The following is a 26,201-nucleotide window of genomic DNA, read 5'->3' on the forward strand; positions in this document are numbered from 1 at the left end:
CAGCGCCTGTGCCATGCGCTGGCAACGCCGTGCGCTGCTCGGCCTGGCGGCCAGCTGGCTGAGCCTGGGGCTGCTGGCTGGCGCAGTACAGCCTTCCACCGCCCATGCAGCCGATATTCGCGTCGTCACCTCCGGCGGGTTCTCGGCGGCCTATGACCAGTTGGTGCCGTTGTACGAGCAGGCCACCGGTCACCGAGTGATCACTGCGCGTGGCGCTTCGATGGGCAATGCACAGGACGCCATTCCCAGCCGCCTGGCGCGGGGTGAGCAGTTCGACATCGTGATCCTGGCGGACGCCGGCCTGGAGCAGCTCATCGCCGAAGGCAAAGTCCAGCAGGGCTCGCGTGTGGATCTGGCGCGCTCGATGATTGGCATGAGTGTGCGCAAGGGCACACCCAAACCCGACATCAGCTCGGTCGAAGCGCTCAGGCAGACCTTGCTGGATGCCAAAAGCATTGCCTACTCGGCCAGCGCGAGTGGTACCTATCTCGCCAGCGAGCTGTTTCCGCGTCTGGGTGTTGCCGAGCAGATCAAGGACAAGGCCAGCAGAATTCTGAGCGAACGCGTCGGCGCGGTCGTATTGCGGGGCGATGCGGAGATTGGCTTTCAGCAGGTGAGTGAACTGCTCCCGTTCAAGGAGCTGGAGTTTGTCGGGCCGCTGCCCGACGAGGTGCAGCAGCGCGTGTTTTTCTCGGCGGGGATCGCGGCGGCTGCGGCGGAGCCCGATGTGGCACGGCATTTCATCCGCTTTCTCGCTTCTGCTGCGGCGGCTCCGCTGGTTCGCAGTACCGGGATGGAGCCTGCCGCCGCACGCTGAACCGGCGAGGCGGGCCATCGTGCAGCGCCGCGTTCCGGCCCGAGGTCGCCTGCCATGGCCCAACACGCAGGGCCGGGCCTTGCATCGTCCAGCCGCAAGCGCTGCGTCAGCGCCCCCCGCGTTTGCGGAAAAATCCGCGCAGCTCCCCGGAGTGCTGGGCATCGCGCAGAAACGGCGGCAGCGAGATGGCCAGCAGGCAGGCTGCCAGCGGTACGACGCAAAAAAATCCGATGAACTTGAAACCCAGCGCGCCTGCAATGCTGCCCAGCACAAACATGCCGATCAGGCCTGCCGCAGTGCGCATGCGGCCCCGGTGGTGCGGTACGGGCTGCAGCGGCGCTGGGGTGCCCCGGCGGCGGCGCTGCCACCACAGCAGCTTGCCCAGCTCCATCCCCAGATCGGTGATGTTGCCGGTCATGTGGGTGGTGCGAATGCTGCCCCCCGACGTCTTGGAGCCGACCGCATTCTGCAGCCCCATCATGAAAGACAGCAACAGCACGGTCAGCGGCACCGCAAAAGGCGTCTGCCAGCTGAGCGTGGCGGCGCCCATCAGCCCGAACGGCAAAAGCATCAGCGCCTCGAGCATCAGCGGTAGCGCATACACGCTGTACAGGCGCCTCTCGCGTCCCCAGTTCACCAGGATGGCGCAGACAGCCGCCCCCACCATGAACGACAGGATGGCGCCCAACGCATTCAGCAGCATCTTCAGGTTGTCCAGCACCAGCCCATCGGCCAATTGCGAGGCAAAGCCGGTCATGTGCGAGGTGTACATCTGCAAAACCAGGTAGCCGCCCGCGTTGACCGCTCCCGCATTGAACGCCAGCACCCAGCCCAGCGCGACATTGGTGGACTGGGCGCGGTGGCGGTTGGTCAGGTGGCGAAGTCGTCGCATCAAAAATACTCCAGAGGCCGACACGGTAGATAGGGTGGCGCACCCGTGCGCATAAGTGCGCAGCCAGGGTACTGCGCGCGGCCGGTCGAGGCAAAGCTGCATCGGGCCCAAGAGGTGGGGGAGGCCGTGGACCGGGCAGCCTTTGCCGGCCCGCGCCCAGGTGGCTGGCCCTCTCGCCCGGCAAGACCTGGCGCAGCCAGCGCCATCGCGAGCTGCTGTTGATCCTTGGAGGCGCCACGGCGCTGCGTTAGGGCGCGTCTGTATCGAGGAGCGCGTCATCCAGGCTGAGGCCACGCCCTGCAGCGCCGCACTGCGCAACCCTGCTGCCCGCAGTCTCAGGATGCCAGCGCGATGGCTAGGGCGCCGGCTGGTGGCAAACCGCTTCGATGTTGTTGCCGTCCGGGTCCAGCACAAAGGCTGCGTAGTAATGGGGATGGTAATGGGGGCGCAGGCCCGGAGCGCCGTTGTCCCGCCCACCCGCCGCCATCGCCGCCGCATAAAAGGCATCCACCTGCGCGCGCGTGGGGGCGCTGATGGCGATATGGAGGCGAGCGGGTTTGTCGGTGGATTCCGAGATCCACAGCGAGGGCTTGCCATCGCGGCCCAAACCCAGGCTGCCAGGCCCTTCCATTGCGAGCGAGACCCCCAGCGGCTCCAGCGCCTGGAGAAAAAAGCGCTTGCTTACGGCGATATCGGAGACGCCGATGCCCACGTGATCGAACATGTTTGCTCCTTGTAATGTGCAGGGCAGCATTGCCTTGCCATTGCGCGAGCATACCCAATGCACGTTGAGCGCTGCTTTCAAATCCCCCATCCAGCCGTGTTTTGCAGAGGTGCAGACACGAAAAAAATACTGCGCGAAATTGCCAGGCACAGAGGACGGCAACCCCGTCGATTCGCAGGCCTCAATGCAGCCACATTGCTGCGATCAGCCCCAGGGCCAGTGCGATCAGCAGCCCACCCGAGATGCGCTCCAGCCACGGCAATGCCCGCGCAAAGCGCCGCAGCACGGCGGGGTTGCCGATGAGTGCGGCAATCAGCAGATCCCAGAGCAGCACGATGCTGAACATCCAGCTGCCGTACACCAGCTTCCAGCCCACGCTGGCATGCGGGCCCGTCAGCATGGCCGCCAGGCTGGCATAGAACAGCGCGTTCTTGGGGTTGAGAATGCCCGAGAGAAAACCCATGCCGGCGGCGCGGCGCCAACTGGTGCGGGCTGCGGCCGCCTGGCCCGGGCTGGCTGCAACGCCCAGCGCGCCTTTGCCCGCATGGCGGATAAACAGCAGGCCCAGGTAGAGCAGGTAACCGCAGCCGGCCAACTGCAGCGCGATGAACAGCCGGCTGCCCGGTTGGAGCACGGCGACACCGGCAAAGGCGGTGACGATAAAAACGCCATTGGCCAGCGCGATACCAAGGCAGGCCGCGCCAGCGCTGCGCCAACCGCTGGCCAGCGAGGTGCGGGCGATCAGAAAGAAATCAGGACCGGGGGAGAGCAGCGCCAGAAAATGAGCGGCGGCGATCAGCAAAAACGGTTGCATGCAAAAGGACCAGGCGGGGAATGGCCTTGCATGGTGGCGGCTGCCGCATGCCTTGTATTGAACGAAATTGCAGCGGATCGCCCGAGGCCGCGCTCAGACCACGGCAGGGTGTTTTGCAGAGGACCCCTTGCGAAAGCAGCCTGGCGTGACGCCGGTATGCGCCTTGAACACCCGCTGAAAATGCGCCTGGTCGGCAAAGCCCAACTGCAGCGCCACTGCGGCTATGCCGTCTTGCCCACGCAGCAGCTGCTTGCCCAGGTTGATACGCTGGTTTAGCTGCCAGGCATGGGGCGCCAGGCCCGTCAGCTTGCGAAAGGCGCGGATGGTCTGGTAGCGGCTCATGCCCGCCAGGTCGGCCAGCTGGGTCAGTGGCCGTTGGCGCAGGGGCGGGCGCGCAGGCAGTCCAGCGCCGGTCGGATGCGCTGCGCCAACTGCGATGGCAGATCGGGGGCGTGGATGTGCAGGCCTTGCTGGGTGTCGAGGTCGCCGATGAACTCGACCAGGCTGGCTTCCTTGTCGGCCGCGTCGGCTTGGGAGAACAGCTGGGCATTGAGCTGGCAAAAGCGCCGGTAGCGGGCAGGGTCCTCGACGATGCGCACCGGCTCGTTGGCCATCGCAGCCGGGTCCGCATATTCCGCACGCAGCGCTTGCAGCCAGCCGGCATCCAGGTGCAGCATCTGGTAGCTCCAGGCGCTATCGGGCGCCGGGTTGCAGGCATGCACGCGCTCGGCCGGCACAAAGACCAGGGCGCCGGGTGACAGCCGGACCGGGCCGGCCTCTGCGCCGGTGAAGACGCTGTGGCCGCCATCGACCGCGCCGATGGAAAAGCTCGGGTGGTGGTGCGGCTTGTAGCAGGCCCGGCTCTGGCTGGCGCGGCGGCTTTCGACGAAGGGCAGGGCCGGGTCGCACCAGAACGCCTGGGCCGGCTGGCTGGTGGACGTCGTGATGGGCGTTGGGGCAGGCATGCGATGGCTTTGACAGGGTTGGGGCTGAGCCCGCTGGCGATTCTCGCATGGCAGCGACCGGCCCATTACCCACCCGCCCGGCCCCGTGCGATGGAACGGCTGGCGTCGCCCGCAGCGATGCCGGGTCAGCCGCCTGTTGCCACTTCGCGACAGAAGCCCGGGTTTGGCGAAAGCTAAGTGAAATTAATAACGAGAATCGTTATCATTGCCAGTTAGCGCTTGCTCATGCTCTGCGGTTTGGACGGTTTTTTGCCCTCCAAGTCGATGAATCTGCAAGCGTTTCTTTACTCTGCTTTCCTCGTTTATGACACAACAAACCTATATCAAAAGTCGCAAACATGGTGCTGCCGCTCCCGCCCCCAAGGCCGGCCTGGTGGCAGCGACTGCCATCGCGGTACTGGGCATGCCGGCTTTGGCGCAGAACGCACCCGCACCGACGGTCACGCTGAAAGAAGTGACGGTGGAGGCACCGCGCGAAACCGGCTATGAGCCCAGCCAGCTGTCCTCGCCCAAGTTCACCCAGCCCCTGGTCAACACCACGCAGACGATCTCCGTGGTCAAGGAGCAGGTGATGAAGGAGCAGGGCGCCACCACCTTGACCGAAGCACTGCGCAATGTGCCCGGTGTGGGCACTTTCTACGCGGGCGAGAACGGCAACACCAGCACGGGCGACGCCATCTACATGCGCGGCTTTGACACGTCCAGCAGCATCTATGTGGACGGTGTGCGCGATGTGGGCGCGCTGTCGCGCGATGTGTTCAACACCGACCAGGTGGAAGTGACCAAGGGCCCCGCCGGCACCGATTACGGCCGCAGCGCGCCCACCGGCGCAATCAACATGGTTACCAAGCAGCCCAACATGACCGACAGCTTTGGCGGCTCGCTGGGCTTTGGCAGTGGCAGCTACAAGCGCACGACCATCGACCTGAACCGCAGCCTGAGCCACGACAACGGCACCGCATTCCGCCTCAATGCCATGGTGCAGGATGCCGGTGTGGCCGGCCGCGACCAGGTCAAGAACGATCGCTGGGGCCTGGCGCCGTCGTTTGCCTTTGGTCTGAACACCGACACGCGCGTGTTCCTGAACCTGCTGCATGTCAAGCAAAGCAATGTGCCCGATGGCGGTGTGCTGACCCTGGGCCTGCCCGGCTACAGTGCGCCCGACCGCAGCAACTACCCCGGCTACCGCAGCTTTCTGAACAGCGCATCGCGCGTGGATTCGAGCAATTTCTATGGCACGGCCTCGGACCACGACGATGTGACCGCCGACATGGCCACCTTGCGCCTGGAGCACGACATTGCGCCCGGCACCACGGTGCGCAACACCACACGCTGGGGCCAGACCAAGCAGAACTACCTGCTGTCGGCCTTCATGGCCACTGGCTATTCGCAGAACGCCACCACGGGCGCCTGGACGCCAGGCTCCTTGCTGACGCCCAATCCGGCCGACCCTTCCACCTGGACGATGTCGCGCAACATCAATACCAAGGACCAGGTCAACCGCATCCTGACCAACCAGACCAATTTGACCACCGCCTTTGCGACCGGCTCCATCAAGCACAGTCTGAGCACTGGCCTGGAACTGACGCGCGAAGAGCAGACCAACTACGGCCTGGCGACGACGGGCGTGGTGCCCACGGTCAGCATCTACCACCCGGACTCCAGCGTGTCGCTGCCGAGCTATGCCCGCAACGGTGCAGACAGCAAGGGCACGACCGATACCGTCGCGCTGTATGCCTTTGACACCCTGCAGTTCAATGACCAGTGGCAGGCCAACATGGGCCTGCGCTGGGACCACTACAAGACCAAGTACAACGCGATGGCCGTCTGTACGGCGACATCCACCACCCAGCCTTGCGGCACCAACCCGGCTGGCACCGTGGTGCCCACGACCTCGGATGGCTTGCAGGCCTCGGGCAATCTGGTGAGCTGGAAGGCCGGCCTGCTGTACAAGCCGGCACCCAACGGCAGCGTCTACGTGAACTATGCGCTGTCGCAGCAACCACCGGGCGGCAGCAACTTTGCGCTGTCTGCGGCAGCCAATAACGCTGGCAACCCCAACATGGCACCGCAAAAGGCCAAGACGGCCGAAGTGGGCACCAAGTGGGAGCTGATGGACAAGCGGGTGCTGCTGACCGGTGCGCTGTTCCGTACCGAGATCACCAACGAAATCGTGACCGACTCGGACGGCACCATCAGCCAGACCGGCAAGAAGACGGTGCAAGGCCTGGAGCTGGGCGCCACTGGCCAGATCACCCCCGCCTGGGGCGTGACTGCGGGCTACACCATCCAGAACACCAAGGTGGACACAGGCGCCAATGTGGCGCAGGACGGATCCAGTGGTCTGACCTACACGCCCAAGAATGCGCTGTCGCTGTGGAGCAGCTACCAGTTCTCCTCGGGCCTGACAGTGGGTGGCGGCGCACGCTACTCCAGCGGCCTCAAGCGCGGCACCGATGGCGCCGTGGGCACGCCCAACTTCACCGAGTCCTACTGGGTGTTTGACGCACTGGCCAGCTACCGCATCAACAAGAACGTGGATATCCAGCTGAATGTCTACAACCTGTTCAACAAGCGCTATGTGGCGGCCATCAACAAGAGCGGCTACCGCTACTTCCCCGGCATTCCACGCTCGGCGCGCGTGACGGCGAACTTTAGTTTCTAATCCTTGGTTGGAAGCCAGCCCCGCGTCTGCCGGGGCTTTTTTTCATGGAGGAGATCAAGCGATGATGCTGCACATTCCCAATGTACTCACGCGCGACGAGGTCGCCGCCATGCGCGCGGCCATCGATGCGGCCGACTGGATAGACGGCCGTGCCACCGTTGGCAGCCAGGGCGCGCAGGTCAAGCGCAACCGCCAACTGCCCGAGACCTCGCCCGTGGCGCTGGAGCAGGGCCGCATCATCCAGCGTGCGCTGGCGGCCAATACGCTGTTTTTCCAGGCCGCACTGCCGGCCCGCACGATGGCGCCACTGTTCAACCGCTATGCCGAATCCGAAACCTATGGCCTGCATGTGGACGGCGCCGCGCGGCGCGAGGCGGGCGTGGCCCAGTGGCTGCGCACCGATGTGTCGTCGACCTTGTTCCTGTCCGACCCCGAGGACTATGACGGTGGCGAGCTGGTGGTGGTCGATACCTATGGCATGCACGAGGTGAAACTGCCTGCGGGCGACCTGATCCTCTACCCCTCGTCCAGCCTGCACCGGGTCGAGCCGGTGACCCGGGGCGAGCGGGTCAGCTCCTTCTTCTGGACCCAGAGCCTGGTGCGGGACGATGCCCGGCGCGCGATGCTGTTTGAGCTGGACCAGAGCATTCAGCGGCTGCGCAGCCAGCTGGGCGAAACGGAAGACACCGTCTCCCTCACCGGCCATTACCACAACCTGTTGCGCATGTGGGCGGAGACCTGAGGCCTGCGATCCAAGCTCTGCCCATGTCTCCGCTGGTAAATTATTTGAAAATGAGAGTCATTAGCATTTATTTTCCTTAAAATCGCTGCTTTCCACCTGCCCGGTCCCGCCTCCCGTTCCGGAGCCCTCCACCTGCTTGCCTCCGCATGAAAGCCAACGCGTCTTCCTCTTCGCAGCGGGCCTACTGGCTCAAAACCTTGCATGAATGGCACTGGGTCAGCTCCGCCATCTGCCTGGTGGGCATGCTGCTGTTTGCGGTGACGGGCTTTACGCTCAACCATGCTGGCCAGATTGAGGCCAAGCCCGCCGTGGTGCTGCGCGAAGCAACCTTGCCCGTGCCACTGCTGCAGGGCCTGCAACAGGCAGCCGCAAGCCATAAGCAAGCCGCAGACGCAGCCCAGGCGCTGCCGGACGATGTGCAGCGCTGGCTGCGCACGGAGCTGGGTGCCGACACGCGCCAAGGTGCGGTGGAATGGAATGAGGACGAGGTCTATGTGGCCCTGCCACGGCCAGGTGGCGATGCCTGGGTGCGTGTTGCGCTCAGCGACGGGCAGGCCGAGCATGAATCCACCGACCGGGGCTGGATCTCCTACTTCAACGATTTGCACAAGGGCCGCCATGCGGGCCTGGCCTGGACCTGGTTCATCGACATCTTTGCGGGCGCCTGTCTGGTGTTCTGCATCACCGGTCTGTTCATTCTGCAGATGCATGCAGGCCGCCGCCCCATGACCTGGCCCATGGTGGGCCTGGGCCTGCTGGTCCCTGCGCTGCTCGCGCTGCTGCTGGTGCACTGAGCGCGCAGCCACCGTCTTTTTATTCCGAGGAGAGCACATGACAAGCACTGTTTCGCGTTTCACCGTGGCCTTGACGGCGGTGGCTGGGCTGCCGGCCGTTGCCGGTGGGCTGAATGTCGGCGTGGAGCTGCCACGCCTGGAGGTGGCCGAATACCACCGCCCCTATGTCGCCGTCTGGCTGGAGCGTGCCGATGGCAGCGTGGCCGCCAATCTGTCGGTCTGGTACGAGGTGAAAAAGCGCGATGCCGAAGGCGCGAAATGGCTCAAGGACATGCGCCAGTGGTGGCGCCGCAGCGGCCGCGAGTTGAGTGTGCCCATCGATGGCGTGACTCAGCCCACCAAGCCGGCAGGCAAGCATGCGCTGTCGTTCTCCGAAGGCAGCAACCCGCTGCCCAAGTTGGAGCCGGGCCAGTACAAGCTGCAGATCGAGGCCGCACGCGAAGTCGGTGGCCGCGAGCTGGTGAGCATTCCGTTTGAATGGCCCGCCAAGCAGGCCACCAGCCTGTCTGCCCAGGGCAAGACGGAGCTGGGCGAGATCAAGCTCGAACTCAAGCCCTGATCCCACACACCCCTATTTTTGAGGAGAGTCACCATGTTTTCTGCCACCCGTATTGCCGCCGCGCTGGCGCTGGGCTGTGCCGCCATTGGCGCCCAGGCCCACAGCGTCTGGATGAAGCCTTCGAGCACCGTGCTGTCCAAGGCGGACTGGGTCACGGTCGATGCCGCCGTGTCCAATGACATGTTCTTCTTCAACCACCGCCCGCTGGGCCTGGACAAGCTGGTGATCACGGCGCCCGATGGCAGCACGGTGGAGCCCAAGAATGCCCACAAGGGCGAGCTGCGCAGCGTCTTTGACCTCAAGCCCGAGCAAGCCGGTACCTACCAGCTGGCCATCGTCAACAGCGGCGTCATGGGCTCCTACAAGGATGCCGCCGGCCAGATGAAGCGCCTGCGCGGCAGCGCTGAAGAGATCGCCAAGCAGATCCCCGCCGATGCCAAGGACGTGCGCGTGGCAGAAAGCATCAGCCGCATCGAGACTTTTGTGACCATGGGCAAGCCCAGCCCGCTGCGCTTGAGCGGCAAGGGCCTGGAGCTGGTGCCTGTTACCCACCCCAATGACCTGGTGGCGGGCGAAGAAGCCACCTTTGCCTTCCACGTCGATGGCAAGCCTGCTGCCGATGTTGAAGTGGTGCTGGTGCCCGACGGCAAGCGCTACCGCGATGCCGTCAACGAGATCAAGCTCAAGACCGATGCCCAGGGCCAGGTCAAGGTCAAGTTCCCCACCGCTGGCATGTACTGGCTGGATGCGGACGTCAAGGACGACAAGACCTCCAACCCCATCGCCAAGGAACGCCGCCTGGCCTATGTCGCCACCCTGGAAGTGCTGCCTTAAGGTGCGGTGGCGGGTGACAGCAACACGGACAAGCGCCGGCCTGATCGCGGAGCGGCTATGAGCACGGCACCGCGCATCCACTATGGCGCCGGCATCTGGCAGATCCCCCAGGCCCAGGCCCGGGGTGAAGGCCAGTCTGCCCTGGCGACCCCTGCGCTGGCCGGCCGCTCCTTTGCATCCTCCGCCTGGAGGGCGCCTGCGATGCACCCTGCGCAGCACGGCAGCCTGCACAGCCTGCAGGGCGCAACGATGGGCACCACCTGGTCGCTGCGCCTGGCCAACCCCGACTACGCCCCGCTGGCGCCGGTACAGGCGCTGGTGCAGGACACGCTGGATGCCGTCATCGCGCAGATGAGCAACTGGGAGGCGGACTCCTGCGTCTCGCGCTTCAATGCCGCCGATGCGGGTAGCTGGCACGTGCTGCCCCCCGAGCTGGCACAGGTGCTGGATGCGGCCCTGCACTGGGCCCGCGCCTGCGATGGCGCCTATGACCCGACGGTGGGCGCGCTGGTGTCGCTCTGGGGCTTTGGCCCGCGTGCAGACCCGCAGGCGCCCCACAGCGGCCAGCCGCCTGCGCAGGCCGATATCGACCGTGCGCTGCAGGTCTGCGGCCACCAGCGCCTGCAGTGGCAGCCGCAGCGGCGGTGTTTGCTGCAGCCCGGTGGCCTGCAGCTGGATTTGAGCGGCATCGCCAAGGGCTATGCGGTGGACTGGGTCGCCGAGCGCCTGCGCGCGGCCGGCTGGCCGCATGCGCTGCTCGAGATTGGCGGAGAGATCCGGGCCTGGGGCCAGAAACCCGGCGGCCAGCCTTGGCGGGTAGCGGTGGCAGGTGTTGCCGGTGATGAGCCGCTCGTGGTGCCGCTGGGCGATGGCGCGCTGGCCAGTTCGGGCGACCACTGGCATGTGTTCATGCACGGTGGCAAGCGTTTTTCACACAGCCTGGACCCGCGCAGCGGCCGGCCCGTGGCCCATGCGCTGACCAGCGTCACCGTCTACCACCGCGAATGCATGCATGCCGATGCGCTGGCCACCGTGCTCACGGTGCTGGGGCCCGAGGACGGTTGGCAGTTTGCGCTGCAGCACCAGATAGCGGCGGCGTTCCACACCCATCCCGATGCCGGGCAGCCGCAAGGCCTGCACCGCAGCACGCCGGCCTGGGTGCAGCGTTTTGCAGGCAGCATGAAGCGATGATCGATTGGATAGCAAGCCCTGCGCGGATCGCAGGCGCAGCAGGCCTGGTGGCGGGGTATGCGCTGCTGTGCTCCGGTGTGGCAGCACGCCTGTGGCGCCAGCGCCGGGCCGAGCGCCAGGAGCAGCTCGCACTGCAAGCGGGCAGCCAGCAGGGTGCGCCGGTGCTGGTGGCCTATGCCAGCCAGACGGGCCGGGCCGAGGCCCTGGCGCATGAGACCGCACGGGTGCTGCATGCGGGCGGCTGCGCGGTCCAGCTGAGGCCGGTGCAGGCGCTGCGGCTGGCGGACCTGCAGGCCTGCACGCAGAGCCTGTGGCTGCTGTCGACCACCGGCGAGGGCGATGCGCCCGACGATGCGCTGCCATTTGTGCGCCAGGTGCTGGAGCAGGCGCAGCCGCTGCCCGGGCACAGTGCCCAGGTGCTGGCGCTGGGCGACAGCGAATACGCGGCCTTCTGCGCCTTTGGTCTGCGCGTGCAGCAGTGGCTGCAACAGCAGGGCGCCAAGGCCGATGTGCTGTGCATGGACAACGGCGATGAGGCCAGCTTGATGGCCTGGCAGGGCCAGACGGCCGAGTTGCTGCAGACACTGACCGGCCAGGCAGGCGAGGGCTGGCGCCAGCCGGAGCCCGCCCAGCCCTGGGTGCTGCGCCGCCGCCAGTTGCTCAACCCCGGCAGCCAGGGCAGCCCCGTGTACCTGCTCGACTGGCAGCCGCAGTCCGGCGCGTTGCCGCTGTGGGAATCAGGCGACCTGGTGTCGCTGGCGGTGCCCGCCGATCCGCAGCGCAGCCGGGATTACTCGATTGCGTCGGTGCCCGAGGACGGCCAGCTGCAATTGCTGGTGCGCCAAAGCACGCGTGCCGATGGCACACCGGGCCTGGCATCGGGCTGGTTGTGCGAGGGCATGGCTGTGGGCGATGTGCTGCCGATGCGGCTGCGTGCGCACAGCGGTTTTAGATTGGGTGACAACGCCGAGCGCCCTTTGCTGCTGATCGGCAATGGCACCGGCTTGGCGGGACTGTGCAGCCATATCCGCGCCCGCGTGGCCAAAGGCCGTGCGGACCAATGGCTGGTATTTGGCGAGCGCCATCCTGACCAGGATGCACTGCTGGATGCACAACTGCAGCAATGGCTGGCCGCTGGCCAGCTGGAGCGTCTGGACCGTGCCTGGTCCCGCGATGCGACCGACCCTTGCTATGTGCAGCAGCTGCTGGAGCGCCAGGCGCAGCGGCTGCAGGGCTGGGTCGCGCGCGGCGCCGCGATCTATGTCTGCGGCAGCCAGCAGGGAATGGCGCAAGGCGTCGATGCGGTGCTGCGCCAGGTGCTGGGCGCCCCCGCGGTGGATGCGTTGGCGCTGGCCGGGCGCTACCGCCGGGATGTGTACTGAGGCCTGGCCGGCCCAGAAAGCCTAGGCGGTGGCCAGGCTGCTGTCGGCCTTGCTCGTCAGCTCCGCCTTCACAAACGCAATCGGCGCACCAGGCGAGAGCTTGGCCGAGGCCTGGTCCCAGGTACCAGCCCCCTGGAGCACAATCGCCAACGGGCCTTCGCCCTTGCTTTGCAACTGCGGCGCCGTCTGCGTCAGCTCCAGCACGCTGTTGCCCAATGCAATGGTGGCGCTGTTGCCGCCGTCGGCGGCGTGGATGTGGGCCTTGTCGCCCAGCAGCGCGCGGTAGCGCTCCAGGCTTTGCAGCAGATCGCTGACGGCCACCGTCAGGCGTGCCACACCGGTGGCACCGTTGGCATGCTGGCGCACTTCGCCCTCAGGTACGCGCAGCTTGCGCGGCGTGATATCCCCGCAGAGGAAGGGCAGGTCATGCGTGTGCGGGCGGCCGGTCTGCCATTGCAGGCGTTCGCCATCGGGGCGCAGGCGGCCGCCATCCAGCGGGCCTTGCAGGTCCAGGCCGCGCGCCTTGGCCGCAGCAATCACCTCGGCGGTGCTGGGGGGCAGCAGCGCAAAGTCGATGATGCCTTCGCCATGCTGGTCCAGCAGTTGCCACCAGCGGTCTTGCGGTGCCGGGCTGCGCCAGGCGATCAGCTCGAAATAGGCGCCATCCTCAAACACCACCAGCGCATTGTGGGTGGGGCGGCCGGGGTGTTCGCCGCCGCGTACGACGGTAAAGCCCAGTGCAGCGTAGTCGTCAATGGTTTTGTCGAGGTCGTGGACCGCGATCACGATGTGGTCAAGTGTCAGTGCCATGGGATAGTTCCGTAAAAAAAGGAGGGAGGGACAGGTGTCAGGCCGCCTGCTTGTGCGTCTGGGCCAGCGAATTGCTGTGCTCGACGCTCGCGCGGATGGTCTGCGGCTGGCGCAGCAGGTTCAGGATCGGGCAGGTCCGCTCCACGGCGGCAAACAGCGCATCGATGTCGGCACGCGGTGCGGGCGAATCAATATGCACGGTGTATGCAATGTCGTGTGGCCAGATGGGCGTGGCCTCGTGGCCGGGCTTGCCGGCGCGCGGGTCGATCACGCCGCTCACCTCCACGTCCAGGCTGGTCAGCGGTACTTGCTGCGCCGATGCCTGGATCAGAAAGATATGGGTGACGCAGCTGCCCAGCACACCCAGCTGCAGCTCGGGCGAGCTGGGGCCCAGGTTGTAGCCGGCAAAGCTGGGTGGGCTGTCGCTGATGACCTGGTGCTCGCGGATACGGATGCGGCGCACGCCGCTGCGCCCTTCGGCGCTCACGTTGGCGCGCAGCGCCGTGGCCTGGGCGGTGCCGGCATCGATCTGGGCATCGCGCGCCAATACGGCGCCGCGCTTTTCAGCCAGGTAGTCATTCAAGGTAGCAGGGCTTGCACTCATGGAGTCATTGGGAAATGTGCTGCATCGGCGGGAGGTGATGCGTGCCTACGAACGAAAACACGTTCTCAGCCCATTGTTGGCACGCATGCCCCATCCGTGAACTGCGCAGATCGCATGTGCATATGCGGCTGCCGCGCATGTGCTTATGCGCAAACCCTCTATGCGGCGCCAGGCCTGGCGGCCGCTTGCTTCCTTGGTTTGCGCATATCGATGCTCTGAAAAATACCTTCTCGCCGGCCGCCGAATGCCTAGCATGACACACCCAGATGGCGGCACTTTCTGCAAGGGTGCCGCTGCCCGGCGGCCGAGGTTGGCGTGCCGGTGCAGGCAAGGTTGCCCGTGGCTAGCGAGGGTGGTGCGTGGTGTTGAAAGCGAATAAATTCAAAAAACTGGCGGTATGGAGCGCGGCAGTGCTGGCGCTGGGCGGGCTGCTGGCAGCCTGCTCCAAGAACGAGAGTGTGGCCGAGGCCAAGGCCGACACGGGCCCGGCCAACGGCGGCGCCCTGGTGTACCTGGAGCAGCAGGCGCATACCAATCTCTACCCGCCAGCCGGTGGCTTCTACCCCAATGGCGGCGTGCTCAACCAGATCACCGACAAGCTCACCTACCAGGACCCCAAGACGCTGGAGATCCAGCCCTGGATTGCCAAGAGCTGGACCATCAACGACCGCGCCACCGAGTTCACATTCGAGCTGCGCCCGGGCGTGACTTTCTCCGATGGCACGCCGCTGGATGCGGCAGCCGTGGCCAAGAACTTTGACACCTATGGGCGCGGCAACAAGGCACTCAAGCTGCCGGTGTCCGAAGTCATCAACAACTATGAGCGCAGTGAGGTGCTGGGCCCGTTGACGGTGAAGTTCTACTTCAGCAAGCCGTCACCGGGCTTCCTCCAAGGTACCTCGGTGATCGGCTCGGGCCTGGTGTCTTTGCAGACCCTGGAGCGCCCGTTTGATGAGCTGGGCGATGCCACCAAGATCATTGGCTCGGGCCCCTTCGTGGTGGCCAGCGAAACCCTGGGCAAAGAGCTGGTGTTGTCGGCCCGCAAGGACTACAACTGGGGCCCTGCGCAGCTGGCGCACCAGGGCCGCGCGCGCCTGGATGAAGTGCGCTTTATCGTCACCCCGGAAGACAGCGTGCGCATTGGTGCGCTGCTGTCGGGCCAGGCTGGTGTGATCCGCCAGGTGCAGGCCTATGACGAAAAGCGGGTGGAGGAGCAGAAGTTCGTCATCTATGCGCCGTCCACGCGGGGGGTGAACAACAGCATTGTTTTCCGGCCCGACAACGCGCTGGTCGCCGATCTGAAGGTGCGCCAGGCGCTGCTGCATGCCACCAATACCCAGGAGGTCGTGCAGACGCTGTTCTCGCACAACTACCCGCAGGCCACCTCGGTGATTGCGTCCAGCGCGCTGGGCTACGTCAACCTGGCCAGCAAGCTGGCCTATGACCCGCAAAAGGCGCAGCAGCTGCTGGAGAGCGCAGGCTGGACACCGGGGCCGGACGGCATCCGCCAAAAGGACGGCCGCGCGCTGGCGCTGGCCGCCTATGACTCGCTGCCCCAGCCGCAGAACAAGGAAACCCTGCAACTGGTGGCCCAGCAGTGGGCCAAGGTGGGGGTGAAGCTGCAGGTGCTCAGCGGTGATGCTGGCGTGCGCATTGTCGACAACCTCGATCCGGAGAAGACGCCGGTCGCCCCCGGCATGGTGGGCCGCGCCGATCCCGATGTGATCAAGAGCAACTACTACCCGACCAACCGCAACGTGCTGCTGCAGCAAGGTGGCGTGAGCCAGAAGGTCAAGGGCTTTGTCGATCCGCAGCTCAACGGTTTGCTGGAAGCGATTGCCGCGCAGACGGACGCCCAGAAGCGCCTGGCGTTGACCGCCGAGGTGCAGAACTACCTGATCGACCAGGCTTATGTGATCCCCATTTTTGAAGAGCCGCAGGCCTTCGCCGCTGCACCCTGGGTGCGCGAAGTGGGGTTTGAGGCCGTAGGGCGCCCGAGCTTCTACAGCACCTGGCTGGCCAAGCGCTGAGGCGCAGCCCTGCTGAGCGTCAAGGAGCACGTCGATGTCCTTCTATCCCTATCTGGCCCGGCGCAGTGCCCAGGCGCTGCTGGTGCTGTGGGCGGCGTTCACCGCGTCCTTCGTGCTGCTGCAGCTGCTGCCGGGCGATGCACTGCTGATCAAGTTCCTCAGCCCCGAGCTGGGCCTGGGCCCGCAGGAGGTGGCTGATATCCGCGCCGCCTATGACGCAGACCAGCCCGTGTGGCAGCAGTACTGGCACAGCCTGACCGGCTTTGTCAGCGGCAACTTTGGCTACTCGCTGCAGGCCGGCGTGCCGGTCAGCCAGGGGCTGGCCACCAGCCTGCCGCCCACCTTGCGGCTGGCCGGCCTGGGCTTTGCGCTGGCCGTGGTGCTGGCTCTGCTGCTGGCGCTGCTGGCCCAGCTGGCACCGTGGCGCTGGCTGCGCGGCGCGCTCTATGCGCTGCCGTCGGTATTTGTCTCGGTGCCGGTGTTCTGGCTGGGCATTGTGCTGATCCAGCTGGTGTCGTTCCGCCTGGGCTGGATCCCCGTGATCAACCCCGGCAAATGGCAAGGCCTGGTGCTGCCGACCCTGACCTTGGCGATACCGATTGCGGCGCCACTGGCGCAGATCCTGCTGCGCAATGTGGACGAGGTGCTGACCCAGCCCTTTGTGGCCGTGGCACGTGCCAAGGGCGCGCCGCGCCTGTGGCTGCTGCTGCGCCATGTGGCCGGCAATGCCGCACTGCCGATGCTGACGATGGCCGGCGTGCTGTTTGGCGAGCTGCTGGGCGGCGCTGTCGTGACCGAGGCCGTCTTTGGCCTCAACGGTCTGGGCAGCCTCACGCAGCAAGCCGTCGGCAACCAGGACAGCGCCGTGCTGCAGGCGGTCGTGGTCATCTCGGCCACCGCCTTTGTGCTGATCAATCTTGCGGTGGACCTGCTCTACCCGCTGTTCGATCCGCGTTTGCGCAACCGTTTGGGAGTTTGACCATGTCTGCAAGCACTTCTTCACCCGCCGGGCTGGGCGCCCTGGCCGCCGAGCCGGGCCTGCTGACCGGGGCCCGAGCCACGGACAGCGCTGCGGTGCAGGCGCCGCAGCAGCGGCTGGCTGCGCCAGGCCTGTCTGCCCTCTTTGCCAAGGCCCTGCAACGCCTGCGTGCCGCACCGCTGGGCCTGCTGCTGGCCTGGGGCGTGCTGGCGCTGGTGGCGCTGTGGGCCATTGCGCCGGGCTGGTTCACCAGCTACAACCCGGTGCTGGGCACGGCCGGCCAGCAGCTGCAGGCGCCCAGCGCCGCCCACTGGCTGGGGACGGACGCGCTGGGCCGTGACAGCTATGCGCGCCTGGTCTACGGCGCCGTCCATTCGCTCAGCGGCGCCTTTGTGGCGGTGAGCGTCGGCCTGGTACTGGGCACCTTGCTGGGCCTGGTTGCCGGCGCAGCAGGCGGCTGGGTGGAAGACGCGGTGATGCGCCTCGTCGACGTGCTGCTGTCGGTGCCCTCGTTGCTGCTGTCGCTGTCGGTGATCATCATCCTGGGCTTTGGCACCGTGAATGCGGCGCTGGCGGTGGGGATTGTCTCGGTCGCGAGCTTTGCGCGCCTGGTGCGCTCGGAAGTGGTGCGGGTGCGCCGCTCTGACTATGTGGAAGCGGCACTGGGCAGTGGCGGGCGCTTTGCGGCCGTGCTCTGGCGCCATGTGCTGCCCAATTCGCTGACCTCGGTGATCGCGCTGGCGGCACTGCAGTTTGGCTCGGCCATTCTGGCGATCTCGACGTTGGGCTTTCTCGGCTATGGTGCGCCGCCGCCGACGCCCGAATGGGGCCTGCTGATTGCCGAAGGCCGCAACTACATCTCCACCGCCTGGTGGCTGACCGCGGCGCCCGGCCTGCTGGTGGCAGCGGTGGTGCTGGCGGCCAACCATATCAGTGCCGATTTGACCCGGAGGCGCGCATGACCGGGGCCGCCATTCCCGTCTTGCAGGTCGAGAACCTGTCGATCGCCTACCACGACGGCCAGGCCGAGCAGCGCACCGTGCACGAGGTCTCGTTCTCCATTGCCGCTGGCGAGGTGCTGGCCCTGGTCGGCGAGTCCGGCTCGGGCAAGACGACGACCGCGCAATCCATCATTGGCCTGCTGGCCGACAACGGCCGGGTACAGGCCGGCAGCATCCGCATCAACGGCACCGACGTGGCGGGCTGGTCGCAGCGCCAGCTGGAGGCACTGCGCGGCAAGGTGGTGAGCCTGATTCCGCAGGATCCTACCACCTCGCTGAACCCGGTGCGCACCGTGGGTGACCAGGTCGGCGAGATGCTGCGCCTGCATGGCTGGCGCGACAAAAAGCAGATTGCCCAGCGTGTGCTGGAGCTGCTGCAAAAAGTGGGGCTGTCGCAGCCCGAGCTGCGCGCACGCCAGTTTCCGCATGAGCTCTCGGGCGGCATGAAGCAGCGCGTGCTGATCGCCATCGCGATTGCGCTGCAGCCTGCACTGATCATTGCCGATGAGCCCACCAGCGCGCTCGATGTGACGGTGCAGCGCCGCATTCTGGATCTGATTGACGACCTGCGCCGCGAGTTTGGCACCGCCGTGCTGCTGGTGACGCATGACCTGGGCGTGGCTGCCGACCGCGCCAACCGTCTGGTCGTGCTGCAGTCCGGCCGCATCCAGGAGCAGGGGCCCACGGCCGATGTGCTGCGCAACCCGCAAAGCCGCTACACGCGCCAGCTGCTGGCCGATGCGCCATCGCTGGGTACGGCGCCGGCGCGGGTGCCACGGACGGTGGCGGCAGAGCCAGCGATTGTGGTGCAGGGCCTGGTGCATGACTTTGCAGTGGCGGGCCAGCGCGGCCTGTTCCGCGCGGTCGATGGCATCTCGTTCGAAGTGCCTCGGGGCAGCACGCATGCGATCGTGGGCGAGTCCGGCTCGGGCAAGACCACGACCATCCGCGACGTGGTGGGCTTTGGCAAACCGACGGCGGGCCGCATCACGGTCGAAGGCGTCGATGTGACATCGCTGCGCGGCGAGGCGCTGCGCCAGTTCCGCAAAACGGTGCAGCTGGTCTACCAGAATCCGTTCAGCTCGCTCGATCCGCGCCAGAGCATCTACGCGATCATCGAAGAGCCGCTGCTGAACTTTGAGCGCCTGGCGCCGGCCGAGCGCGAGCGCCGCGTGCATGACATGCTGGCCCGCGTGGGCCTGCCGCCGGCGGTACTGACGCGCCGCCCGCGCGCGCTCTCGGGCGGCCAGCGCCAGCGGGTGGCCATTGCCCGGGCGCTGATCCTGCAGCCGCGTGTGCTGGTGCTGGACGAGGCCGTGTCTGCCCTCGATGTGACCGTGCAGGCGCAGATTCTGGCACTGCTCGACCAGCTGCAGCGCGAGTTGCAGCTGACCTATCTCTTCATCTCGCACGACCTGGCCGTGGTGCGCCAGATTGCCGATACCGTCTCGGTGCTGCAGGGCGGCCGCCAGGTCGATGCCGGGCCGGTGGACGAGGTGTTCTCGCGCCCCGGCAGTGCCTATACGCGCGAGCTGATCGCTGCCATTCCCGGACAAAAACACCACCATGAACCAGAGCCCATTCCTGCACTCGCCGCCTAGAAAACGCCTGGGCTTTTTCAGCCGCCTGCTGGACCAGGCCAGCGCTGCCGAGCGCTACCGCCTGGTGTCCGAGCAGATCCAGCATGCCGAGGCCCATGGCTTTGACACGGCCTGGGTGGCGCAGCACCACTTTCATGAAGCCGAAGGCGGCCTGCCTGCGCCGCTGGTGTTCCTGAGCCATGTGGCGGCGCGCACCCAGCGCATCCGCCTGGGCACGGGCATCGTGACCCTGCCGATGGAGAACCCGATCCGGGTCGCCGAAGACGCGGTGGTGCTGGATCTGCTGTCCGGTGGCCGCCTGGAGTTTGGCGTGGGCACCGGTGGCACGCCCGAATCCTTTACCGCCTTTGGCCTGCGCAGCGACGACCGCGCCCGCGTCTATGCGCAGCACCTGGCGGTGTTGCGCAATGCCTGGGCGGGGCTGCCATTGCCTGGCGGTGATCGCCTCTACCCTGCCGGGCCGCAGCTGTTGCCGCGCATCTGGCAGGCCACGTTCTCGGCCGCCGGGGCCGAGCGCGCCGGCCTGGCCGGTGATGGGCTGATGCTGTCGCGCACCCAGCCGCGCAGCGCCGAGGCGCCGGGTGCCAGCCTGGCCGACATCCAGAACCCCTTGATCGACACCTACCTGGCGGCGTTGCCGGCTGGCACGGCGCCGCGCATCCTGGGATCGCGCACCCTGTTTGTGGCCGAAGACCGCCAGCGTGCGTTGCAACTGGCCGATGTGGGCCTGCGCCGCAGCCTGGCGCGTGCCGCCGCTGCGAACCCGGGCGGCCCGGCCAGCCAATGGGGGCCGGATGCACCGCTGGCGCAGCTGCTGGCCGCCTACGACGTGCATGTGGGTACGCCCGATGAGGTGATTGCCTCGCTGCGTGCCGATACCGCGCTGGCGCGGGTGACCGACATCTCCTTCCAAGTGCATTCGATCGACCCGCCGCATGCCGACATCCTGCGCTCGATCGCGCTGACCGCGCAGTATGTGGCGCCGGCGCTGGGCTGGTGGCGCGACGACGCGCCGGTGCCGCCCGCAACCGCCTCTGCCCCCGTGCCCGCACCGGCGCTGGCCTGATTTTTTTGGAGTGATGCACTGATGACTTCTGCATGGAACCCATCGGAGACCGATGATGTGATTGACCAGCTCGCCGGCATACAGCCGGGCAGCCACCTGGATGCCGTGCGCCGCCACCGCCTGCAGGCGCGTGAGCAGGCCCAGCAAAGCTACCTGGCGCTGTTGGCGCCCCGCGCGCCGCTCAGCAGCCAGTGGCCGCTGAACGAGCGTTTGGCAGTGGCCGCCTTTGTGGCCGTTCTGCACCAGCAGCCGCAGGTGCAGCGTTTTTACCGCGATGCATTGGCCACCCAGGCGAGCCTGGCGCTGGGCAAAGCCATTGATGGCGAAGCGGCACAGGGCCTGGCCCGTGGGCCCTATGGCCACTACCCGCAAGGCCCTTTGAGCGCCGAAGACCAGGCCGGCCCGGTCTACGCGGTGGCTGCGCAGAACCGTGCCGTGCTGGGCGAGCGCTTGTCTGCCGGCCTGGCGCATGCGCATCTGCTCGCCTTCCACCCCCGCGACGCCAAGCCCGCGCATCTGCAAGCCTTGCTGGATGCGGGCTGGACGGCGACCGACATCGTGGTGCTGTCGCAGCTGGTGTCGTTCCTGGCCTTTCAGATCCGCGTGGTGGCGGGGCTGCGCCTGTTGCAGGCCCATCCTGCCCCATCCGCATCCGCCCCACAACCCACCGCCGAGGAGAACGCCGCATGAGCGAGCAGACCCTGCACTACCCGAACAGCACCGAACCCCAGGTCTTTACCCAGGCCCAGCTGGACTGGCTGCCCTGGATGGAGCCGCTGCCGGAGGCGGAGCTGACCCCCAGGCATTTTGACGGTCTGGTGGATGCGTCACGCGCCAAGTCGCCGTACTTTCGGCTGCTGGCCCGCGACCCCGACACCCTGGGTGCGCGCACCCGCACCGACAAGGACATCTTCTACAACCCCGATGGTGGCCTGCCCCGCGCCGAGCGCGAGCTGGCCGCTGCGGCCACATCCCGCCTCAACGGCTGCATTTACTGCGCCTCGGTGCATGCGCGCTTTGCGTCGCATTTCTCGCGCCGCGAAGAGGATGTGCAAAAGCTGCTGGACCAAGGCGTTCAGGCCGAGCTGGGCCCCCGCTGGAACGCAATCGTTGCCGCCTCGGTGGCATTGACCGAGACGCCCCTGGCGCTGGATGCCAGCCATATCGACGGCCTGCGCCAGAACGGGCTGGACGACTATGCGATTGCCGATGCGCTGCAAGGCGCGGCCTTCTTCAACTGGGCCAACCGGCTGATGCTGAGCCTGGGCGAGCCGGCGCTGGAGACTGCGCAGGCCTGAGCCGGCCAAGCCCTGGGCGCCGGCCCCCAGGGTTTTTGGGGGTGGGGCCTCTGCCAGGCCACCGCAGAAAAAGCGGATACTTTGGCGCTGTATCCCCTTCGGTCCATGGCCTCCATGCTCCTTCTTCTGCATCTCTCGCAGCGGCTCGCCGCAGCTGCCATCGGCGCCCAACGGGTCGGCCGGGGCCCCGGTATGAAAGCCCTGCAGCCTTTGCGCGCCTGGCTGGCGCTGCTGGCATGCTGCCTCGGCATGGCCAGCGCCCAGGCTGCGCCGCCTGACTACCAGGAGCTGTATGCCCACCCCGAGCGCGCGATGCCGATGCAGCCGCACTGGCAGCTGCGGCCCGTGTCGTCGTCTGCGCCGCCCTGGGCAGAGATTTTCATGTTCCAGATCGGCACTGATCCCCGACACATCGATCGCCTGCGCTGGCTGAGCCTGAACCCGGACCCGAACACGGGACTGGCGCCCGCCTTGTTCGATGCCTTGGAGGGGCACACGCTTTTTCTCGCGCCGTCCGCACGCAGCTTCTGTGATGGCCGCTGGCAGGTGGTGCGGGTGGATTCGCACCACAATTCCAAGGTAAACAACGTGCTGCAGCCCGCTACCAAGGTCTGGCTGGTGCAGCACAAGCCCAATGGCCGGCGAGAAGCAACCACCGCCTATGGGCACCTGGATGCGCAAGGCCATTGGGCCGTGCCACCGGTTACCTGCGATGGCGGCACCACGAACGGGGTGTACTCCCCCGATGCGGTCGCCTACCTGGTGCCGGGTGACGCCCAGCCCTTGCCGTCGGCGCTGCGCTTGGACCTGGTGTATGCGCAGCCGGGCCTGCGCGATGCCGGAGGCCGCTGGCTGGCGCCGGTGCCGCCCAGCGATATCACCACCGCACAGTGGATGGACTACAAAAAGCAGATCGTGACACCGGGCTCGCTGGGCGCCGGTCTGATTGATCCGCAGGGGCGCATGGTGATTCCGTTCACCTTTGGCCACCTGCCCGATGCGACGGCACAGCGCCGCATCCAGCTGTGCAGCAATGCCGGGCTGCGGCTGCAGCGGGACGCCGGCACGCCCCGGGTATGCCGCTGGCAGCGCCTGCAGCGCAGCCAGGGTGGCGAGGCGCTGCGCCCCGTCCAGGACACTGCCACCGGGCGCTGGGGTTACCAAAATGCAAAAGGCCAGTGGGTGATTGCGCCGCAGTTCCACGAGGCGCGCCGGTTTCGCCATGGCTACGCGGTGGTGTCGGCATTGTTTGCCGAGGACTGGCGGCCGCCCGGCTGGCGGGACGAGTGGCCGATGATTCGGCAGTACTGGCGCATGGGCCGCTACTGGGTGGCCGAGGCGCTGGTGCGCAATCCATCGACCGCCGGCCAGTGGGCCATCCGCTATGGCGTGATGAACGATGCCGGCCAGTGGCTGGCGCCGCAGGCGCAGCTGCCGCTGCAGATCACCGTGCCATCACCAGCTGGTGGCCGCAATGGCCACTATGCCCGGATGGTGGCCGCCCATTTGCCGCTGCTGCTGGGCCGCCATGTCGAGATCAGGCATGTGCCCGATGCCAGCGTGGCCGACTACGAGCGGCTGGCCGCCGACGGGGGCGACCGGCAACTGCTGTTCACAGCCATGACCCTGCCGCGCGGCGGAATCCCGGGCCTGCACCAAGGGCCTGCCATCGATACCGCGCTGCGATCGCTGCTGCCGGTGACCCTGGTCGCATCGCAGCCCTTGGTGCTGGCCATCGACAGTACGCAGGCCGATGCGCTGGGCATTGGCAACACCGACGACCTGCTGGCCTATGCGCGGGCCCACCCGGGCCGGCTGCGCGTAGGCACCGGGGACGATGGCTGGATCGGCCAGCTGGCATGGGCCGAGCTGCTGGCGCGCGGCGGTGTGGACATGCAGCGCCAGGTCTTCCGCGGCATGTACCCTGACTCCGATGTGGTGACGAAGGCGCATGCGGTGGAGCTGGTGCTGGCGCCCGTCAATGGCGTGGCCACGGCGGTGCGAGGTGGCCAGCTGCGGGTGCTGGGCACCACAGCGGACCCGGCCCATCCGCAAAGCCTCGATGGCGTTACCTGGCCCACCTTGGGCGCCCATGCCGCGCTGGCGGGTTTGGCGGTCTACGACCACTACATCCTCTGGGCAGCGGCCCACTCCGACCCTGCTGCCAACCGTGAACTGCAGCAGGCCGTGGCCCAGGTGCTCGCCCGGCCCGAGGTCCAGCAGCAGCTGCAGGATGTGCAGGCCGTCGGCGGGGGCGGCCCGCCCGAGAGCCTGCTGGCGCTGGAGGCGCAGATGCGCGAGCAATGGCTGCGCTGCTGTGGGAAGCACCTGCGCTCGGTCAAATAAGCCTATAAGGCAGTTGCGTTAGACTGCAGCATCCTCGCGCGGGGCCTGCCCGCGCTCCCACCATGACTTTTTGCCGGTCCGGCAACTGACCATGCGACGGATGCTTTCCATGCCCGCCCTCTGGTGGCCCGGCAATGGCTGCCATTGCGTTCATGTCAAAGGGGCCGCCGGCCTTGCACCATGCGCACCACCCCATACCCTTTGCTGACCGAGAGCGCGCGCGCCGACATCGCGCAGCGCGCCCATGCACTGGATACCCAGGCCGAGCTGGCCAGCACCGTGTTGCCGATGCTGGCCCACCATGACCTGCTGCGCATGGGCCTGCCTGCCGCGCAAGGCGGCCATGGCGGGGATGTGCGCGATGCGATGGCCGCGATCACCGAGGTCGCCAGCGTGTCGCTGACAACGGCCTTTGTGTTCTGGAGCCAGCGCGCCTTCATCCATTACCTGCAGGCCAGCGGCAATGAGGCCGCGCGTGAGCGCTGGTGGGATGCGTTGCTGCGTGGCGATATCGCGGGCGCGGTGGGCCTCTCCAATGTCATCAAGTTTCTGTCGCGCATCGAGGCCTTGCAGGTGCAGGCCAGGCCGGTGGCGCAGGGCTGGTGCCTGGATGGCCTGCTGCCCTGGGTGTCCAACGTGCGAACCCAGGGCTTTGTGGTGGCCGCTGCGGTGCAGCCCGAAGGCGGTGGCATGCCGATGGTGATGGCGCTGGAGAGCGGCCTGCCGGGCCTGGTGCGCTCGCCCGATCTGGACCTGCTGGGCATGCGTGCCAGCAATACTGCGGCGCTGCAGCTGAACCAGGTGACGGTGCCCGCCCAGGCGCTGCTGGCCCAGGCCGGGCCGCCGTATCTCAAAGCCGCGCGGCCCGGGTTTTTGGGCATGCAGTGTGCGTTGTCGATTGGCCTGGCGCGGGCAGCGTTGCAGGCTGCCGCCCAGGATGGCGGCGCGCGTGGCCCCTTGCACAGCCGCGTGACCGAGGCGCAGACGACACTGGGCCAGGTGGAGGCAGAGCTGCTGGGTGGTGTGCTGGGTGACCGCTGGGTCGCCGATGTCAGCCCTCTGTTTGCATTGCGCATGCGTCTGGCAGGCCTGGTGCAGCAAGCGCTGCAGCTGGAGCTGCAGGCCACCGGGGGCCGCGCCTACCTGCAGGACCGGCAGCCCGATTTTGGCCGCCGCTGGCGCGAGTCGGCCTTTATCCCCATCGTCACGCCCAGCCTGACCCAGCTGGAAGGTGAGCTGGCCCAGCATGCACCACAGGTGGCGGTATGACGGCAAGCCTTGCACCCCGCCAAGCCTTGCAGGGACGCGGCCTGGCCTATGGCTACCAGGCGGGCCGGCCGGTGTTTGCCGGCATCGACATCGATATCGACAGCCAGGAAATTGTGGCGCTGCTGGGCGGCAGTGGCTGCGGCAAATCGACCTTGCTGCGCACCCTGGCGGGACTGCAGCCGCCCGATGCCGGAACGCTGCAGTTTCTGGATGCGCCCTTGCGCGCGCCGCACCCGCGTGCGGCCGTGGTGTTCCAGCAGGCCAGCCTGCTGCCCTGGCTGAATGTGCAGGACAACGTGGCCTTTGGCCTGGACTTCAAACACCAGCCCAAGGCCATGCAGCAGGCGATTGCACAGCGCGTGCAGGCCAGCATCGGCGCGGTGGGCCTGGCCGGCAAGGAGCGGCTTTTTCCGGCGCAACTGTCGGGCGGCATGGCCCAGCGTGCGGCGCTGGCCCGGGCACTGGCGCGTGAGCCGCGCCTGCTGCTGGCCGATGAGCCGTTCTCGGCGCTCGATGTGCTGACCCGCAGCGACATGCAGGCGCTGCTGGTCGAGGTGGTGCACCGCTGGCATACCGCTGCACTGCTGGTCACCCACGACATTGACGAGGCGCTGCTGGTCGCAGACCGGGTGCTGCTGATGGGCAGCACGCCGGGTGTGCAGGCCGGTGCCGGCCGCATCGTGCAGAGCTGGCGCCTCGACATCGCCCACCCCCGGCGCATCGACGACGAGCGCATTGCCGCGATGCGGCTGGAGATTTTGCATGCGCTGCAAAGCCTGCGCGGCCAGGCGGCTGCCGTTTGACGCGTTGACAGACAC

General features: G+C 67.0%; 25 protein-coding genes. 18 read left to right on the forward strand and 7 right to left on the reverse strand.

Translation table 11 applies throughout. The features are described 5' to 3' along the window. The first annotated feature begins 13 nt into the window (after positions 1-13). The gene (locus tag ACHWUQ_RS01120; RefSeq protein WP_239812642.1) at positions 14-817 is read left to right on the forward strand and encodes a substrate-binding domain-containing protein; all 804 of its coding nucleotides are present in this window, start codon (positions 14-16) and stop codon (positions 815-817) included. Between the two features lie 106 nt (positions 818-923). Here ACHWUQ_RS01120 and ACHWUQ_RS01125 read toward each other — a convergent pair whose 3' ends face one another. The 5 genes from ACHWUQ_RS01125 to ACHWUQ_RS01145 all read right to left on the reverse strand — a co-directional run bounded on the left by ACHWUQ_RS01125 (position 924) and on the right by ACHWUQ_RS01145 (position 4,212). Beyond that, positions 924-1,709, reverse strand: coding sequence for a YoaK family protein (locus ACHWUQ_RS01125; RefSeq protein WP_373448808.1), 786 nt, complete (start codon positions 1,707-1,709; stop codon positions 924-926). A 355-nt stretch (positions 1,710-2,064) separates the two neighbouring features. Next, positions 2,065-2,433 (reverse strand): VOC family protein, encoded by a 369-nt coding sequence (locus ACHWUQ_RS01130; protein ID WP_394680091.1) that lies wholly within the window; start codon positions 2,431-2,433, stop codon positions 2,065-2,067. Between the two features lie 181 nt (positions 2,434-2,614). Further along, positions 2,615-3,247, reverse strand: coding sequence for a LysE family translocator (locus ACHWUQ_RS01135; protein ID WP_394680092.1), 633 nt, complete (start codon positions 3,245-3,247; stop codon positions 2,615-2,617). A gap of 93 nt (positions 3,248-3,340) precedes the next feature. After that, positions 3,341-3,589 (reverse strand): helix-turn-helix transcriptional regulator, encoded by a 249-nt coding sequence (locus ACHWUQ_RS01140; protein ID WP_394680093.1) that lies wholly within the window; start codon positions 3,587-3,589, stop codon positions 3,341-3,343. Between the two features lie 23 nt (positions 3,590-3,612). Continuing rightward, positions 3,613-4,212: an AraC family ligand binding domain-containing protein gene (locus tag ACHWUQ_RS01145; protein WP_394680094.1), complete on the reverse strand. Its 600-nt coding sequence runs from the start codon at positions 4,210-4,212 to the stop codon at positions 3,613-3,615. Positions 4,213-4,516: 304 nt separating this feature from the next. Here ACHWUQ_RS01145 and ACHWUQ_RS01150 point away from each other — a divergent pair, with 304 nt between their 5' ends. From ACHWUQ_RS01150 to ACHWUQ_RS01180, 7 genes are all read left to right on the forward strand, one after another. Next, on the forward strand, positions 4,517-6,877 hold the full coding sequence (locus ACHWUQ_RS01150) for a catecholate siderophore receptor Fiu (protein WP_394680095.1): 2,361 nt from the start codon (positions 4,517-4,519) through the stop codon (positions 6,875-6,877). 61 nt (positions 6,878-6,938) lie between these two features. Next, positions 6,939-7,619 (forward strand): Fe2+-dependent dioxygenase, encoded by a 681-nt coding sequence (locus tag ACHWUQ_RS01155; protein ID WP_239811041.1) that lies wholly within the window; start codon positions 6,939-6,941, stop codon positions 7,617-7,619. A 146-nt stretch (positions 7,620-7,765) separates the two neighbouring features. Further along, the gene (locus tag ACHWUQ_RS01160) at positions 7,766-8,413 is read left to right on the forward strand and encodes a PepSY-associated TM helix domain-containing protein (RefSeq protein ID WP_394680096.1); all 648 of its coding nucleotides are present in this window, start codon (positions 7,766-7,768) and stop codon (positions 8,411-8,413) included. Between the two features lie 37 nt (positions 8,414-8,450). Then, positions 8,451-8,972, forward strand: coding sequence for a DUF2271 domain-containing protein (locus ACHWUQ_RS01165; RefSeq protein WP_230772083.1), 522 nt, complete (start codon positions 8,451-8,453; stop codon positions 8,970-8,972). A 33-nt stretch (positions 8,973-9,005) separates the two neighbouring features. Next, positions 9,006-9,806: a DUF4198 domain-containing protein gene (locus ACHWUQ_RS01170; RefSeq protein ID WP_394680097.1), complete on the forward strand. Its 801-nt coding sequence runs from the start codon at positions 9,006-9,008 to the stop codon at positions 9,804-9,806. Between the two features lie 201 nt (positions 9,807-10,007). Next, on the forward strand, positions 10,008-10,997 hold the full coding sequence (locus ACHWUQ_RS01175; RefSeq protein ID WP_394680178.1) for an FAD:protein FMN transferase: 990 nt from the start codon (positions 10,008-10,010) through the stop codon (positions 10,995-10,997). Then, complete coding sequence (locus tag ACHWUQ_RS01180; protein ID WP_394680098.1) at positions 10,994-12,379, forward strand: sulfite reductase subunit alpha; 1,386 nt, start codon at positions 10,994-10,996, stop codon at positions 12,377-12,379. The genes ACHWUQ_RS01175 and ACHWUQ_RS01180 overlap by 4 nt, the downstream gene beginning before the upstream one ends. A gap of 21 nt (positions 12,380-12,400) precedes the next feature. Here the strand turns inward: ACHWUQ_RS01180 and ACHWUQ_RS01185 are convergent, their stop codons facing one another. Together ACHWUQ_RS01185 and ACHWUQ_RS01190 are read right to left on the reverse strand one after the other, a co-directional pair. Continuing rightward, the gene (locus tag ACHWUQ_RS01185; protein ID WP_394680099.1) at positions 12,401-13,189 is read right to left on the reverse strand and encodes a VOC family protein; all 789 of its coding nucleotides are present in this window, start codon (positions 13,187-13,189) and stop codon (positions 12,401-12,403) included. A 37-nt stretch (positions 13,190-13,226) separates the two neighbouring features. Then, positions 13,227-13,793 carry an OsmC family protein gene (locus ACHWUQ_RS01190; RefSeq protein ID WP_394680100.1) on the reverse strand — a complete coding sequence of 189 codons (567 nt, stop codon included), beginning with the start codon at positions 13,791-13,793 and terminating at the stop codon, positions 13,227-13,229. A 365-nt stretch (positions 13,794-14,158) separates the two neighbouring features. Here ACHWUQ_RS01190 and ACHWUQ_RS01195 point away from each other — a divergent pair, with 365 nt between their 5' ends. From ACHWUQ_RS01195 to ACHWUQ_RS01240, 10 genes are all read left to right on the forward strand, one after another. Continuing rightward, entirely contained in the window at positions 14,159-15,823 is a 1,665-nt protein-coding gene (locus ACHWUQ_RS01195) for a TIGR04028 family ABC transporter substrate-binding protein (RefSeq protein ID WP_394680101.1), read from the forward strand. A gap of 34 nt (positions 15,824-15,857) precedes the next feature. Next, positions 15,858-16,802, forward strand: coding sequence for an ABC transporter permease (locus ACHWUQ_RS01200; RefSeq protein ID WP_394680102.1), 945 nt, complete (start codon positions 15,858-15,860; stop codon positions 16,800-16,802). Positions 16,803-16,804: 2 nt separating this feature from the next. After that, positions 16,805-17,764, forward strand: coding sequence for an ABC transporter permease (locus ACHWUQ_RS01205; protein WP_394680103.1), 960 nt, complete (start codon positions 16,805-16,807; stop codon positions 17,762-17,764). Next, on the forward strand, positions 17,761-19,404 hold the full coding sequence (locus ACHWUQ_RS01210) for a dipeptide ABC transporter ATP-binding protein (protein WP_394680104.1): 1,644 nt from the start codon (positions 17,761-17,763) through the stop codon (positions 19,402-19,404). The genes ACHWUQ_RS01205 and ACHWUQ_RS01210 overlap by 4 nt, the downstream gene beginning before the upstream one ends. After that, on the forward strand, positions 19,370-20,470 hold the full coding sequence (locus tag ACHWUQ_RS01215) for a putative FMN-dependent luciferase-like monooxygenase (protein WP_394680105.1): 1,101 nt from the start codon (positions 19,370-19,372) through the stop codon (positions 20,468-20,470). The genes ACHWUQ_RS01210 and ACHWUQ_RS01215 overlap by 35 nt, the downstream gene beginning before the upstream one ends. Positions 20,471-20,491: 21 nt before the next feature. After that, complete coding sequence (locus tag ACHWUQ_RS01220; protein ID WP_394680106.1) at positions 20,492-21,160, forward strand: CMD domain protein; 669 nt, start codon at positions 20,492-20,494, stop codon at positions 21,158-21,160. Then, entirely contained in the window at positions 21,157-21,768 is a 612-nt protein-coding gene (locus ACHWUQ_RS01225) for an alkylhydroperoxidase domain protein (RefSeq protein WP_312834129.1), read from the forward strand. The genes ACHWUQ_RS01220 and ACHWUQ_RS01225 overlap by 4 nt, the downstream gene beginning before the upstream one ends. Positions 21,769-21,882: 114 nt before the next feature. Further along, positions 21,883-24,114, forward strand: coding sequence for a tripartite tricarboxylate transporter substrate-binding protein (locus ACHWUQ_RS01230; protein ID WP_394680107.1), 2,232 nt, complete (start codon positions 21,883-21,885; stop codon positions 24,112-24,114). Between the two features lie 180 nt (positions 24,115-24,294). Continuing rightward, positions 24,295-25,383 carry an acyl-CoA dehydrogenase family protein gene (locus ACHWUQ_RS01235; RefSeq protein ID WP_394680108.1) on the forward strand — a complete coding sequence of 363 codons (1,089 nt, stop codon included), beginning with the start codon at positions 24,295-24,297 and terminating at the stop codon, positions 25,381-25,383. Further along, a complete protein-coding gene (locus ACHWUQ_RS01240; protein WP_394680109.1) occupies positions 25,380-26,186 on the forward strand; it encodes an ABC transporter ATP-binding protein in 807 nt (268 codons plus the stop codon). The genes ACHWUQ_RS01235 and ACHWUQ_RS01240 overlap by 4 nt, the downstream gene beginning before the upstream one ends. The last annotated feature ends 15 nt before the right edge of the window (positions 26,187-26,201 follow it).

Origin of the sequence: uncultured Comamonas sp., from assembly GCF_964277875.1 — a bacterium.
In the GTDB taxonomy this organism is placed as follows: Bacteria; Pseudomonadota; Gammaproteobacteria; order Burkholderiales; family Burkholderiaceae_C; genus Comamonas; species Comamonas sediminis.